Origin of the sequence: Cobetia sp. 5-25-4-2, from assembly GCF_013374075.1 — a bacterium.
GTDB lineage: Bacteria > Pseudomonadota > Gammaproteobacteria > Pseudomonadales > Halomonadaceae > Cobetia > Cobetia marina.
Window position 1 is genome coordinate 335,354 of the sequence record NZ_BLWK01000003.1, and the last position, 13,925, is coordinate 349,278.

The following is a 13,925-nucleotide window of genomic DNA, read 5'->3' on the forward strand; positions in this document are numbered from 1 at the left end:
CTCACTTCGAGAATGGCTACCGCGCTCGCCAGCGGGCTTGCCGCGGCCGGGCTTGCGCCCCTTGTCCTGACTCATAGTGCCTTCCTGCCTGATGGCCCTGACAGGGCCCTGTCACTTGGACGGAAACTGAGCTGTCGCCATGGCGACAGCCATGAAATCCTGCGAACTCACGGCCGTGCAACGCATCAGCCCCGACCATGGCCGGGGCTGATGAATGCTGCGCGGTAAATCTTGCCGGCGGTCAGCTGCGGCCGTTGCCGCGACGCCCGCGAGAACGGGAGCCGCGCTTGCGCGACGGATCATCCTTGCCAGCGGCACCCATCGGCGCGACTGCCGCGAACGGACTGTCAGCAGATTCCGGACCGCTCGGCACCGCCGGGCGCGCCGCTGCCGGAGACTCAGGCGCGGACGGACGCTCTTTGCCGGTGGAGGGCTTGCGCTCGCCGCGACCGGAACGCTCATCACGCTCGCTGCGCGGCTTGCGGGCAGGACTATCCTGCGCAGGCGTCTCGGACGCTCCGTCCGTACCGCCACCCTGGCCTTCCTGACTGACTTCTTCCGTCAGGGACTTGAGGCGCTCGCGCTCACGCTTGCCGGGGCGACCCTTGGGGGCAGATTCCTTGCCGGAGGCAGCACCGCTCTTGCCGCTTGCGGGCTTGTCAGCATCACGCTCGCTGCTGCGTGCCTTGCGCGGCTTGCGCTTGGGACGCGGCGTCGGGTCACTGAGCATGAAGTCGATCTTGCGCTCATCCATGTCGACGCGAGCCACCTGGACGGTGACGCCATCGCCGAGACCATAGCTGACGCCGGCACGCTCACCCTTGAGACGATGCTTCTCGGCCTCGTAGTGGTAGTAGTCGGACGGCAGCGAGGAGATGTGCAGCAGGCCTTCGACGTAGTAGGCATCCAGTCGCACGAACAGGCCGAACTGGGTGACCGCCGCGACGGTACCCTCCAGCACTTCACCGACCTTGTCCTTCATGAACTCGCACTTGAGCCAGTCGTTGACGTCACGCGTCGCCTCATCGGCGCGGCGCTCGGTCATCGAGCAGTGCTCACCCAGCTCGAGCATCTGCTCGAAGGTGTACGGGCACCATTTGGTCGGACGCTCGGTCACGGCATCTTCGGCGCGCAGCACGGTGTCGGTCTTGCGCGGACCACGGATGACGGAACGGATCGCACGGTGCACCAGCAGATCAGGATAACGACGGATCGGCGAGGTGAAGTGGGCGTAGGCATCGTAGGCCAGACCGAAGTGACCTTCGTTCTGCGGCGAGTAGACCGCCTGGGTCATGCTGCGCAGCATCACGGTCTGGATGATGTCGAGATCCGGGCGCTCGGCGATCGAGGCGCGCAGTGCCTGGAAGTCCTTGGGTGCCGGCTCGTCGCCGCCTTCCAGCGTCAGACCCAGCTCACCCAGGAAGGCGCGCAGGTTGTTCAGGCGCTCCGGTGCCGGCTGCTTGTGGACACGATAGAGGGCCGGCAGATCGTGCAGATCCAGGAAGCGCGCCGTGGCGACGTTGGCCGCCAGCATGCATTCCTCGATCAGCTTGTGCGCGTCATTGCGCGTACGCGGCACGATCTGTTCGATCTTGCGCTCATCGTTGAACAGGATCTGCGTCTCGGTGGTCTCGAAGTCGATGGCACCACGCTTGTCGCGCGCCTTGCGCAGCACACCGTACAGCGCGTGCAGGTTGTGCAGCGACGGCAGCAGTTCGTTGTACTGCTGACACAGCGCCTGACCTTCCTCACTTTCCGGGTCCGTCAGCATGGTGCCGACCTTCTCGTAGGTCAGGCGCGCATGGGAACGGATCACGGCTTCGAAGAAGCGGTAGTCGAGCATCTCGCCATTGCTGGCAGAGATGGTCAGCTCACAGACCAGCGTCAGACGATCGACATGCGGGTTGAGCGAGCACAGACCATTGGAGAGCAGCTCCGGCAGCATCGGCACGACCTGACCCGGGAAATACACCGAGTTGCCGCGCACGTAGCCTTCCTGATCCAGCGGACTGCCGCCACGCACGTAATGCGATACATCGGCGATGGCGACCAGCAGCTTCCAGTTGCCGTTGTCGTCCTGCCAGGCGCAGACGGCGTCATCGAAGTCCTTCGCGTCTTCGCCATCGATGGTGACCAGTGGCGTCTCGCGCAGGTCGATACGCCCCTTCTTGTCCTCTTCCAGCACTTCGGCGGAGATGGTCGAGATCTGATCCTCGACTTCCGGCGGGAATTCGCTGGGGATGTCATGCGAGCGAATCGCGATGTCGATCTCCATGCCCGGGTCCATGCGCTCACCGAGCACCTCGACCACTTCCCCCACCGGCTGCACGCGTGTCGCGGGCTGCTGGGTAATGCGCACGGACACCACCTGACCGTCCTTGGCACCATTGGCCACACGGTTGGGGATGATCACTTCCTGCGCGATGCGCGAATTCTCCGGAATCAGTACCCCGAAGTCCGGCTCGGATTGGCGATAGATGCCGACGAGCGTCTGGGTATTGTGAGCCAGCACCTCGACGATGGTGACTTCATCACGACCACGGCGATCACGGCCGCTGACGCGCGCCAGCACCTGATCACCATGGAAGACGCGACGCATCTGGCGCGGCGGCACGGCAAGATCCGGCTTGACGCCATCTTCGCGCGCCAGGAAACCGAAACCATCGCGATGGCCGACGATACGGCCACGAATCAGGTCCAGCTTGTCGATCAGTGCATAGGCACCACGACGATTGCGCAGCACCTGGCCATCACGCTCCATGGCATTGAGGCGACGGCGCACGGCTTCCTGCTGCTCGTCGTCCTCGAAACCGAGCATGCGGCTCATGTTCTCGTGGGTAATGGGCTTGCCATACTCTTCCAGCTTGTCGAGAAGATACTCGCGACTGGGGATGGGCTTGTCGTACTTATGGGCTTCGCGTTCCGCGTGCGGGTCGTCGCTGAGCGTCCATTGGGTCATTAATCAGGATTCCTTGACGATGAATTCGAGACGGGCAGCGGGCGCGGCACGGAATGACTGGTTGTCTCTCATGCGCGCATTATAGCCCCTACCATTGGGCCGACCCAACCATTCCCCAACCTTCCGACTCCCGGAAGCTCGTCAGAGTGATGCAGGAGGCCTCATTTCATGGCTTTCTTTCATGGCTTTGCCAAGCGCTTGTTTTTCCATCGGGTCTTCCAAAGCTTGCACCATCTCGAAGTTCCGGCCAGCAAGGCAGACGACCGAAATGCGTCATGCAGCCCCAGAAGTCACAAATAAAACAGAAACCTCTTGCATTCCCTCAGAAGATCCGTATTATTCGGCACCACTTGCCCAGATGGCGGAATTGGTAGACGCGCTAGCTTCAGGTGCTAGTGTCCGTATGGACGTGGAGGTTCAAGTCCTCTTCTGGGCACCAATTTCAGGTTTCATGTTGACGTGACACACGTTAGGATGGATACCGGAAAACGGGTAAAGCATTCAAGTTTCAACAACTTGGACTGCTGATCCGGGTCCTTGGACCAAAACGAGTTCTGATGTCTGCCCAGGTGGCGGAATTGGTAGACGCGCTAGCTTCAGGTGCTAGTATCCGTAAGGATGTGGAGGTTCAAGTCCTCTCCTGGGCACCACGGACGTCAGACTCACGATGAACGACCCCTGTATCGCGCTTCGCCCAGATGGCGGAATTGGTAGACGCGCTAGCTTCAGGTGCTAGTATCCGTAAGGATGTGGAGGTTCAAGTCCTCTTCTGGGCACCACGATGCGCACTCGAACAGGGAACATGGTATCCACTACCAAGGATGTCATGATCGTTCCGCTGCAAGGCTCTGCTCTTGAGACTTCAGCACACAACTTGATGCCCAGATGGCGGAATTGGTAGACGCGCTAGCTTCAGGTGCTAGTGTCCGTATGGACGTGGAGGTTCAAGTCCTCTTCTGGGCACCATCAAGTTGTCATCCGATGTACTTTCTCGCAGCGCCCGCTGCTCACATCGCGATACTCTCCCCCCTGCTATCAGCTTCATTGCTTTATCCAGACCTGCAGCGCCCTGCGTTGTCTTTCGCGTGCTCCCAGAAACACAGATCCCCCCCCCGACGCCTGCTGACTTGTCCACACCCGCTTCCACTGCCTGGCCTGTGGATGGATTTCCTGCGACTGCGCGACGAATATCCCCGGACGCATCCTTCTGCACGACCCATTGCCTCCCCTGCGCCATCAGAGTCATCAGACACTCAATAGCGTGACGGGATGCGGCTGAAACTCTCGACCTGCCATCCATCACGACGTACCGAGGCTTCCAGGCGCTGCTCGATATCGTCCGGCAACTCATGGAAGAAATCGAAACCGGTGAGAGATTCGATTCTATCGATGCTGACCAGAAAGCGATCCAATGGCTCATCCCCTCTTACCTGCTGAGGAAAGAGAAACGCCAGGGCGCGAGGCGCCTGCCGAGCAGTGCCGGGCGAGACGATGATCTTGTAGAAACCATCCGGAATCTCGATCAGATTCGGCAGACGCTCGATCTCTCCCGTGAAGACCGGACCTGCGGTGATCCACAGCGCCTCTTCCCGCGGCAGAATCCTGTCCATGATGGCCGCCTCGAGTCGCTGCCACAGCTTGCGATTGAGCGCCGGTGTCTGTGGCGAGATATTGGTCATGCGAAACGTCTGATGCTGGGCCTTGACCCCGTAGATCTTGCCGATGGCGTAGTTGGGCGCCAGGTGTCCGCGGTCGTAGCCACTGTTGCGATAGCTGTCCGGCGTGACGGGCCATAGCGAGCGCCAGTCGCGCTCGAACTCGTCAGGACGCTCCCCCAGCCGCGACCCCTGGGTATTCTCGAGACGCCATGTCACCCATAACGGATTGGCGCGCAGATCCGACCACCCCACCAGGTAGGCATCGCTGCGCAAGCCACGCGCCAGCGTCTTCCAGTCAAGTTCACGTGCCTCAGGCACTCCCTGCCAGGCGTAGAACTGCTGGTAATCACGCTCCTGCCACCACCACAGCCCACCTCCCACCAGCGCGAATGCCACGCTGACGCCAAACCCTCGCCACAGCTTGCGACCGGCCGAGCGAATATCATCCATCACATCCAGCATCCCGCCATTTCCTTCTTGTCGTTGCCATTGCCTCGGCAAGGCATGCGCTCGTCATTCCGTCACGACCCGCAAGCCGCAGCAACTTCATTCACGTTCTACCGTAGCATTCCATCATGCCAGAGTTCCGTTCGCGAGGCTGACGGCCGCCCCAACTCAAGCCACAATAAGCAGGCAGCACTTGCTTCATGCACCATCAGCGAGCAGATATCCACGAGGGGGATCATCCCGACGGCGGATACCGCAGAATCTGACCGCATGATCAGTATCTGGCATGCCACCTGCATCTTCCCGTACCAGGATGCTTGCGACCAGCCGCGCCACACAGAGCGCTCATCAAGACGCCCGTGGCACGAGTGACACTGCAACGATCGACATGAAAGCGCCTCCTGACAGGCGAGCCGTGACCGCAGCACATCCCACCGGCTGTGCTCCAACGATGAGAAGGAATCTGACCATGGCTGATCAAAGCCGTCGTAACTTCATGCGCAACAGCCTGCTGGGGCTTGCCGCCCTGCCACTGGGCGCTGCCGTGCTCTCGCCGCGCGCCCTTGCCGCCGACCTGCCCCCACTGGATACCGACAACCCGCAGGCAAAGGCGCTCCACTATGTGGAAGATGCCAGCGAAGCCAGTGATCACCCCGCCTTCAAGCCCGGCTCCGACTGCACCAACTGCATGTTCTACAAGCCGGAGAACAAGGGCTGTCAGCTATTCCCCAGCAATAGCGTGGCACCCGAAGGCTGGTGCCAGTCCTGGACCAAGCGCCCGGCATGATACCGGCGGCGCCTCGGACCTGATACGAGAAGACCGCCTCGGGAGCCAATCCCGAGGCGGTCTTTTTCATGGCTGTGTTACCGGGACCAGACGTCAGCTCGCAGTGGATCCGGAAGCATCCTCCGGCAACGGCCATTGGTAGCGGCGCGCGATCTCATCCTGCTCCAATGATTCGAGATGCACCGGGAACCCCCACAACTGATGCAGATAGCGCATCACGGGATAGACGCTGCGTGACAGCGGGCGACGATCATCCTGGACATGGCGCAGCGTCAGCGAGCGATCTCCCCGGATATTCGCGGCCCACACCTGGATGTTCGGCTCGCGATGGCTGAGCGCATATTGCACCGACAGCGCCTCTCGAATGCGCTTGTAGCCTCGACTATCGTGAATGGCATCGATGAGAAGATGCTCATCACTGTCGTCATCCACCAGCGAGAACAGCTTGAGATCACGGATCACCTTGGGCGACAGGAACTGCTGGATGAAGGACTCGTCCTTGAAGTTGCGCATCGCGAAATGCACCGTCTCCAACCAGTCACTGCCGGCGATGTCGGGGAACCACTCACGGTCCTCGTCGTCAGGATTCTCGCAGATGCGCTTGATGTCCATGAACATCGCGAAGCCCAGCGCATAGGGGTTGATGCCATTGTAATGCGGGTGATCGAAGCCCGGCTGCTGCACCACCGAGGTGTGCGACTGCAGGAACTCGAGAATCACCCCCTCGCCGATCAGCTGCTCATCATAGAGTTGATTCATGATGGTGTAGTGCCAGAAGCAGGCCCAGCCTTCGTTCATCACCTGGGTCTGGCGCTGCGGGTAGAAGTATTGCGCCAGCTTGCGCACGATACGCACCAGCTCCCGCTGCCAGGGCTCCAGCAACGGTGCATTCTTCTCGATGAAGTAGAGCAGGTTCTCCTGAGGCTCCGGCGGGTAGCGACCACGACGATGCAGACCCAGTGGGTCGTTGACCTCATCGATCAACTCATCCTCCTCCTCGGCCTGCGGAATGGTGGTCCACAGCGCATTCACCTGAGCCTGCAGATAGGCCTCACGCTCCTGCTGACGCTGGATCTCCTCTTCCGGCGAGATGGGCGAGGGACGCTTGTAGCGATCGACGCCATAATTCTGGAGCGCATGACAGGCGTCCAGCAGCTGCTCGACCGCATCGACACCATGGCGCTCCTCGCATTCGGACACGTACTTCCGGGCGAAGACGAGGTAATCGATGATCGCCGAGGCATCCGTCCAGGCACGAAACAGGTAATTGCCCTTGAAGAAGCTGTTGTGGCCATAACAGGCATGCGCCATGACCAGAATCTGCATCATCAGGGTGTTCTCTTCCATGAGATAGGCGATGCAGGGATCGGAATTGATCACCAGCTCATAGGCCAGTCCCATCTGTCCGCGCCGATAGGCCTGCTCCACCGAGAGAAACTGCTTGCCGAACGACCAATGGTGATAGCCCACCGGCATGCCGATGCTGGCATAGGCATCCATCATCTGTTCGGAAGTGATGACTTCAATCTGATTGGGGTAGATATCCAGCCGATACTGCTCAGCGATACGCGCTATCTCGTGCTCGAAATGCTCCAGAAGCTCGAAGGTCCAATCGGAGCCACTGGCCGGTTGCTGATTTTCCAGTCGATTATCACGTCTCTGGCTCATGGGGCCTCCCGGCCCGGCAGATGGCCGGGCGCGTCACATGATGCGATCAGGCGCTGATGCGGCGCTTGAACAGCTCTCGAAATACCGGGTAGATATCGCCCGCCTCGACAATCTGCTGCATGGCGAAGCGATCCGGAAATTCGGCTTCGACTCGCTCATATTCTTCCCACAATGCCTGGTGCGCATGCGGGGTGATCTCCACGTAGGCGTAATATTGCAGACGCGGCATCAGCTTCTTGATCATCAGCTCGCGACAATTGGTGGAATCGTCATCCCAGTTGTCACCATCGGACGCCTGAGCCACGTAGAGATTCCATTCACCCGCCGGATAGCGGGATTCGATCACTTCATCCAGCAACGTCAGGGCACTGGAGACGATGGTGCCGCCGGTCTCTCGGGAGTAGAAGAACTCTTCCTCATCCACTTCCTTGGCGGCGGTGTGGTGGCGAATGAACACCAGCTCGACCTTCTCGTAGTTGCGCTCCAGAAACAGATAGAGCAACAGGAAGAAGCGCTTGCCGATATCCTTGTGCGCCTGGGTCATCGACCCCGAGACATCCATCACGCAGAACATCACTGCCTTGTTGGACGGCATCGGCTGATTGATGAGGTGGTTGTAGCGCAGATCATAGGTATCGAGAAACGGCACCGCCTTGAGGCGCGCTTCAAGACGCTCGATTTCCGCCTTGAGCTCGGCAATGCGCACCTTGTTGCGCAGCACCGGATCCTTGCGCTCCTCAAGCTCCAGCGCGTCAGTGGCCTCCTTCAGCGCCCGCTTGATGGGGGATCGCATGGCGATACGCCGCGCCTGGGCGGAACGCATCGAGCGCACGATATTGATCCTGGCGGGAGTGCCATCGCGAGCGATACCCGCCCGCACCGGACGTACTTCATCCATGTCCGCGATCTGCTTGCGCTCCAGATGCGGAAGCTCCAGACCATCGAACACGAATTCGAGAAACTCCTCGCGCGACAGGGTGAAGGCAAAATCATCCTCGCCCTCGCCCTGGTTGGAGGCCTGACCTTCTCCGCTGCCGCCACCGCCGCCGCCACCACTCGGGCGGCGCATGCGATCACCTTCCACGAACTCCTTGTTGCCCGGGTTGATGACACGCCGCTTGCCGCCTTGGCCATGCTGGAAGACCGGCTCCGAGATATCGCGAGTCGGAATGGAGACTTCCTCGCCACGCTCCATGTCGGTGATGGAGCGCCGATTGACGGCATCCTCCACCGCCCGTTTGATATGGCTGCGGTAGCGCCGGATGAAGCGCTGGCGATTCACCGCACTCTTGTTGCGCGCATTGCTGCGTCGATCAATGAAGTAACTCATTCGCCCTCCTTGCCGGCCTCGCGTTCAGCGAAAGACCGGATGGCAAGTGCCGGCGGCAATCACGCCCGCCGGCAGGCCTGTCGTCAGTCGGCAGGGCTTACTGCGACTTGCGCACTCGCAGATACCACTCGGACAGCAGACGCACCTGCTTCTCGGTATATCCGCGATCCACCATGCGCGCCACGAAATCCTCATGCTTGCGCTGATCCGATGCTGATGCCTTGGCATTGAAGGAGATGACCGGCAGCAACTCTTCGGTATTGGCGAACATCTTCTTCTCGATCACCGCACGCAGCTTCTCGTAGGACTGCCAGCCCGGATTCATCCCGTTGTTCTGCGCGCGAGCGCGCAGCACGAAGTTGACCACTTCATGACGGAAGTCCTTGGGATTGGAGATGCCCGCTGGCTTCTCGATCTTCTCCAGCTCCTCATTGAGCGACTGACGATTGAGCAGCTCGCCAGTCTCGGGGTCACGGTATTCCTGGTCCTGAATCCAGAAATCAGCGTAGGTCACGTAACGATCGAAGATGTTCTGGCCATACTCGGAGTAGGACTCGAGATAGGCGGTCTGGATCTCCTTGCCGATGAAATCGACATAACGTGGGGCCAGATACTCCTTGATGAAGCGCAGGTAACGCTCGTGGGTCTCCTTGGGCAGCTGCTCCTGCTCGAGGCGCTGCTCCAGCACATAGAGCAGGTGCACCGGGTTGGCAGCCACCTCGCTGGCATCGAAGTTGAAGACCTTGGAGAGGATCTTGAAGGCAAAGCGCGTAGACAGACCATCCATGCCCTCATCGACCCCCGCACTGTCACGGTACTCCTGGATCGACTTGGCGCGAGGGTCGGTATCCTTGAGGTTCTCGCCATCGTAGATGCGCATCTTGGAATAGATACTGGAGTTCTCAGGTTCCTGCAGGCGCGACAGCACGATGAACTGGGACAGCATGCGCAAGGTGTCTGGCGCACAGGGCGCATGATTGAGCGACGAGTGCTCCAGCAGCTTGGCGTAGATCTTCACCTCCTCCGAGGCTCGCAGGCAGTAGGGCACCTTGACAATGAACACGCGGTCCAGGAAGGCCTCGTTGTTGCGATTGTTGCGGAAGGCCTGCCACTCGCTCTCATTGGAGTGCGCCAGCACCACGCCATCGAAGGGAATCGCCCCCATGCCTTCGGTCGGGTTGTAGTTGCCTTCCTGAGTCGCGGTCAGCAGCGGGTGAAGCACCTTGATCGGCGCCTTGAACATCTCGACGAATTCCATCAACCCCTGGTTGGCCTTGCACAGTCCGCCGGAGAAGCTGTAGGCATCCGGATCATCCTGGGCATAGAGCTCAAGCTGACGGATATCGACCTTGCCGACCAGCGCGGAAATGTCCTGGTTGTTGTCATCGCCCGGCTCCGTCTTGGAGATGGCGATCTGGTTCAGGCGGGATGGGTAGAGCTTGACGACACGGAACTGACTGAGATCTCCGCCATATTCCTTGAGACGCTTGGCCGCCCAGGGCGACATGGCGCTGCGCATGCAGCGGCGCGGGATGCCATATTCCTTCTCGAGCACCTCGCCATCCTCTTCCAGCGAGAACAGCCCCAGCGGCGACTCGTATACCGGCGACCCCTTGATGGCATAGAAGGGAATCTGCTCCATCAACAGCTTGAGTCGTTCGGCCAGCGATGACTTGCCGCCGCCGACTGGCCCCAGCAGATAGAGAATCTGCTTGCGCTCCTCAAGCCCCTGAGCCGCATGACGGAAGTAGGACACGATCTGCTCGATGGCCTCCTCCATGCCATAGAACTCGGCGAAGCTGGGGTAGCGTCGAATCAGCTTGTTGGAAAAAATCCGGGAAAGACTGGGATCCTTGGCGGTATCGATGACCTCCGGTTCACCGATGGCCGCCAGCATTCTCTCGGCAGCGCTGGCGTAGGCAGAACGATCCTGCCGACATAACTCCAGGTACTCCTGGAGACTCATCTCTTCTTGCTGGACCCGCTCGTAGCGGCTCTGCACGTGATCGAAGATGCTCATGGAAGCCTCCTTGTCGCGACTCGGGGTCGCTGGGACCATCGCCGGGGCCACTCCTGTACGATGACAGTGGTACCAGGTCACTTGATGCCCCGCGCTGCTGGCGCTCAGGTGACTGCCTCGGCGTGTTTATCAGCATAGATCGATATAGGTAGCGAGTGTCCAATACATGGACCCACCGCATTCAACGAACTTTCGCCACCCGAATGGACAACCTCGTCCCTGCATGACAAGCGCGATCTGGAACGAGGCAGGAGTGACGCCTCCTCGAGCGCACCGTTGCGCAAGAATTGCCTCGCCTCGTGGCCGTTGAAGCCCCTCCTCCTGAAAGGCACCATGTCTGCCACGTCGCACTGCAGCACACGTTCAGAATAGGGACAGAGCGGCGAGTCTCGCCAGCCAGTCCTTGCACATATCCGGCCCCACGAGGTGTCGCCAGCGACTCGATGGCGACCCGAAGGCGAATCGATGACATGCGAAACTGCCGACGCGGGCGGCCACGAGGCGACTGCTGACAGAAGCCTTGGCCGTAGCGATCACTGACCTTGTCACACCCCCGCAAGGGCATGGACGCATCGCAACGTCCTGAAAAATCTTCATGAAAAAAAAGCCCATCGGATGGCCGATGGGCTTTTTTCACTTTTCAGCACACGCTACGAGAGTGTCACTCTCAGCTCCCTTTCTTACAGGGCACTCTGGATATCAGAAAGCAGAGCATCCAGAAGATCCGTACTGGTATTCCAGGAACATACGAAGCGTGCGCCACCTGCGCCGATGAAGGTGTAGAAGGTCCAGCCACGCTCACGCAGTGCCGTCAGCACATGCTCGGGGAAGCTGGCAAAGACGCTGTTGGCCTCACAGGGGAACAGCAGTTCGATGCCGTCCAATGCCTCGAGTCGCTCGGCCAGATACTGCGCCATGGTGTTGGCATGACGTGCGTTGTCCAGCCAGACGTCATTCTCGAGCAGCCCCATCCACGGCGCGGCGATGAAACGCATCTTGGAGGCAAGCTGACCGGCCTGCTTGCAGCGATAGTCGAAGTCACGGGCCTGCTCGCGATCAAAGAATATCACCGCCTCCCCCATCGCCAGCCCATTCTTGGTACCGGAGAAGCACAGCACGTCCACGCCGGCCTTCCAGGTAAGCTCGGCCGGAGAGACGCCCAGCGAGGCACAGGCATTGGCAAAGCGTGCGCCGTCCATGTGGATCTGAAGATCATGACGGTCGGCCACTTCGCGAATCGCCTGAAGCTCTTCCAGACTATAGACGGTGCCGACTTCGGTGCACTGGGTCAGCGAGATGACACGCGGACGCGGATAATGGATATCACTGCGCTTGGTGACCAGTCGCTCGATGCCTTCAGGCGTCAGCTTGCCATTCGGACCCGGCGCATTGAGCAGCTTGGAGCCATTGGAGAAGAACTCCGGCCCTCCGCATTCGTCAGTCTCGATATGGGCCAGTTCATGGCAGATGACGCTGTGATAGGACTGACACAGATGCGCCAGCGACAGGGAATTCGCCGCCGTGCCATTGAAGACGAAGAATACCTCGCACTCGGTCTCGAACAGCTGACGGAAGCTGTCCGTCACCTGTTGAGTCCAGCGGTCGTTGCCATAGGCGAGATCATCATTCTGATTGGCTCGCATCATGTATGCCATCGCCTCGGGGCAGATACCGGACGTGTTGTCACTGGCCAGAAAACGTGATGTACAGGTGTCATCGATGTCAGTGGCCGCGGAGCGGGTCGTGGCGAGGGCGTCAGTCGTCATGGGAGTATCCAGAGCAGAGCAAGGGGTCACCTTGCCCGATGAAACGAACGCGGTACCCAGGATGGCAGGCACCACAGTAGAAATCCCATCATAACAGCGCTGCATGCCGCCGCCAGCCATGATCCGACGCGACCATCACGACGGGACGGCCATGCAGGAAAATCCCTCAGGCAGCATCGAGAGCCGGGTACCCTCTGCGCCCCTGCAGACCGCCCGTATGCAGAACCCGTACACGAGTCCCGGGGGCGATCATCCCGTTGGCGAGGTGGTGGGCCAGTGAGGCAAACAACTTGCCGGTATACACCGGCTCGACCTGCAACCCGGTCTCGGCCTCGAATCGTTGGATGAAGTCGATCAACCAGGCGGGTGCCTTGGCGAAGCCGCCCGCCTGCGCTCCCAACCACAGCCCCCACTCCGGTGTCTTCTGCTCACTGCCGCCGCTCCGGGCCAGCAGACGACGCACACGGTGATAGAGCTGATCTCCGTGATTCATGGTCGGGACGCCAATCACACGCAGACCATCACGCTCCCCCAGCGCACTCAGAACACCCGCCAGCGTGGTCCCGCTGCCGCAGGCCATCAGTACCAGCTGGGGCGCCGGCTCTCCGTTGCAAGGTGTCACCAGCGCCTGTGCCAACGGCTCGAGCCCCGCCACACCCTCCACGCTGCCCCCACCTTCCGGCACCCACAGCGCATCACTGAAGCGGGCAGAGAACCCGGGCTGGTCGCGCTGTTTGTATTCCGCCCGTGAGATGAAGTTCAGGTGCATGCCGTTGGCCATGGCATCCTTCAGCGTCGGCGTCAGCGGAGCTTCCGGATGCCCACGCACCAGGCCATGCGTCGCCACCCCCAGACGCGCCCCGGCAGCCGCCAGAGCATGCAGGTGATTCGACCAGCCGCCGCCACAGCTGATGATGCCTCGCCCCTCGCTGAGCGCTCGCGCCAGTGGCAGGCGCAGCTTCCATGCCTTGTTGCCGGATATCTCGGCATCCAGGGTATCGGCCCGCAGGCATTCGACCACCACTCCAGCCTCGCGGGCCACGCGCCAGTCAAGGCGCTCCACCCGTGGCAGGGTGAACAACTCGAGCAGTGCTTCCAGGCCGCCCCCTGCCGATGAGGAGTCGGCCTCGAGCGAGGCGATCGGCGAGGCCGCGACAATCGCTGAAGACGCGACAGCAGCAGGAGAGGAGAGCGCGCCTTGAGGCGCGGACAGGACCGTGGCGCCATCCGGCGGCAGAGTCTCGTCGGTGGATTGGCGAGAAGCGGCTGCGTGCGATGACATGAGCGAGT

Annotated in this window: 8 protein-coding genes and 4 tRNA genes; 5 read left to right on the top strand and 7 right to left on the bottom strand. The window is 60.7% G+C overall.

Annotated elements, in window-relative coordinates:
* Positions 1 to 241: 241 nt before the first annotated feature.
* Positions 242 to 2,959: a ribonuclease R gene (gene rnr, locus HXS65_RS08955; protein WP_176493694.1), complete on the bottom strand. Its 2,718-nt coding sequence runs from the start codon at positions 2,957 to 2,959 to the stop codon at positions 242 to 244.
* A 352-nt stretch (positions 2,960 to 3,311) separates the two neighbouring features.
* Here rnr and HXS65_RS08960 point away from each other — a divergent pair.
* From HXS65_RS08960 to HXS65_RS08975, 4 genes are all read left to right on the top strand, one after another.
* Positions 3,312 to 3,398: transfer RNA gene (locus tag HXS65_RS08960), tRNA-Leu, on the top strand.
* Between the two features lie 124 nt (positions 3,399 to 3,522).
* A tRNA-Leu gene (locus HXS65_RS08965) sits at positions 3,523 to 3,609 on the top strand.
* Between the two features lie 42 nt (positions 3,610 to 3,651).
* Positions 3,652 to 3,738: transfer RNA gene (locus tag HXS65_RS08970), tRNA-Leu, on the top strand.
* A gap of 100 nt (positions 3,739 to 3,838) precedes the next feature.
* Positions 3,839 to 3,925, top strand: a tRNA-Leu gene (locus tag HXS65_RS08975).
* Between the two features lie 287 nt (positions 3,926 to 4,212).
* On the opposite strand, the gene HXS65_RS08980 is transcribed toward HXS65_RS08975, so the two are convergent.
* Positions 4,213 to 5,079 carry a DNA/RNA non-specific endonuclease gene (locus tag HXS65_RS08980; RefSeq protein ID WP_255304467.1) on the bottom strand — a complete coding sequence of 289 codons (867 nt, stop codon included), beginning with the start codon at positions 5,077 to 5,079 and terminating at the stop codon, positions 4,213 to 4,215.
* A 454-nt stretch (positions 5,080 to 5,533) separates the two neighbouring features.
* On the opposite strand from HXS65_RS08980, the gene HXS65_RS08985 reads away from it, so the two are divergent.
* Positions 5,534 to 5,851 carry a high-potential iron-sulfur protein gene (locus HXS65_RS08985; protein ID WP_077378804.1) on the top strand — a complete coding sequence of 106 codons (318 nt, stop codon included), beginning with the start codon at positions 5,534 to 5,536 and terminating at the stop codon, positions 5,849 to 5,851.
* A 93-nt stretch (positions 5,852 to 5,944) separates the two neighbouring features.
* Here the strand turns inward: HXS65_RS08985 and HXS65_RS08990 are convergent, their stop codons facing one another.
* From HXS65_RS08990 to HXS65_RS09010, 5 genes are all read right to left on the bottom strand, one after another.
* Positions 5,945 to 7,519 (bottom strand): SpoVR family protein, encoded by a 1,575-nt coding sequence (locus tag HXS65_RS08990; protein ID WP_176493695.1) that lies wholly within the window; start codon positions 7,517 to 7,519, stop codon positions 5,945 to 5,947.
* Between the two features lie 46 nt (positions 7,520 to 7,565).
* On the bottom strand, positions 7,566 to 8,849 hold the full coding sequence (locus tag HXS65_RS08995) for a YeaH/YhbH family protein (protein WP_084209411.1): 1,284 nt from the start codon (positions 8,847 to 8,849) through the stop codon (positions 7,566 to 7,568).
* Positions 8,850 to 8,946: 97 nt separating this feature from the next.
* Entirely contained in the window at positions 8,947 to 10,869 is a 1,923-nt protein-coding gene (locus HXS65_RS09000) for a PrkA family serine protein kinase (protein WP_077378796.1), read from the bottom strand.
* Between the two features lie 680 nt (positions 10,870 to 11,549).
* Positions 11,550 to 12,590: a low specificity L-threonine aldolase gene (locus HXS65_RS09005; RefSeq protein ID WP_176493761.1), complete on the bottom strand. Its 1,041-nt coding sequence runs from the start codon at positions 12,588 to 12,590 to the stop codon at positions 11,550 to 11,552.
* Between the two features lie 211 nt (positions 12,591 to 12,801).
* The gene (locus HXS65_RS09010) at positions 12,802 to 13,917 is read right to left on the bottom strand and encodes a 1-aminocyclopropane-1-carboxylate deaminase/D-cysteine desulfhydrase (protein WP_176493696.1); all 1,116 of its coding nucleotides are present in this window, start codon (positions 13,915 to 13,917) and stop codon (positions 12,802 to 12,804) included.
* Positions 13,918 to 13,925: the final 8 nt, after the last annotated feature.

Bases quoted from the DNA above. Each gene is read 5' to 3' on its own strand.
- HXS65_RS08990 (WP_176493695.1), bottom strand. From the start codon at position 7,519: ATGAGCCAGAGACGTGATAATCGACTGGAAAATCAGCAACCGGCCAGT.
- HXS65_RS08980 (WP_255304467.1), bottom strand. From the start codon at position 5,079: ATGCTGGATGTGATGGATGATATTCGCTCGGCCGGTCGCAAGCTGTGG.
- rnr (WP_176493694.1), bottom strand. From the start codon at position 2,959: ATGACCCAATGGACGCTCAGCGACGACCCGCACGCGGAACGCGAAGCC.
- HXS65_RS08995 (WP_084209411.1), bottom strand. From the start codon at position 8,849: ATGAGTTACTTCATTGATCGACGCAGCAATGCGCGCAACAAGAGTGCG.
- HXS65_RS08985 (WP_077378804.1), top strand. From the start codon at position 5,534: ATGGCTGATCAAAGCCGTCGTAACTTCATGCGCAACAGCCTGCTGGGG.
- HXS65_RS09000 (WP_077378796.1), bottom strand. From the start codon at position 10,869: ATGAGCATCTTCGATCACGTGCAGAGCCGCTACGAGCGGGTCCAGCAA.
- HXS65_RS09010 (WP_176493696.1), bottom strand. From the start codon at position 13,917: ATGTCATCGCACGCAGCCGCTTCTCGCCAATCCACCGACGAGACTCTG.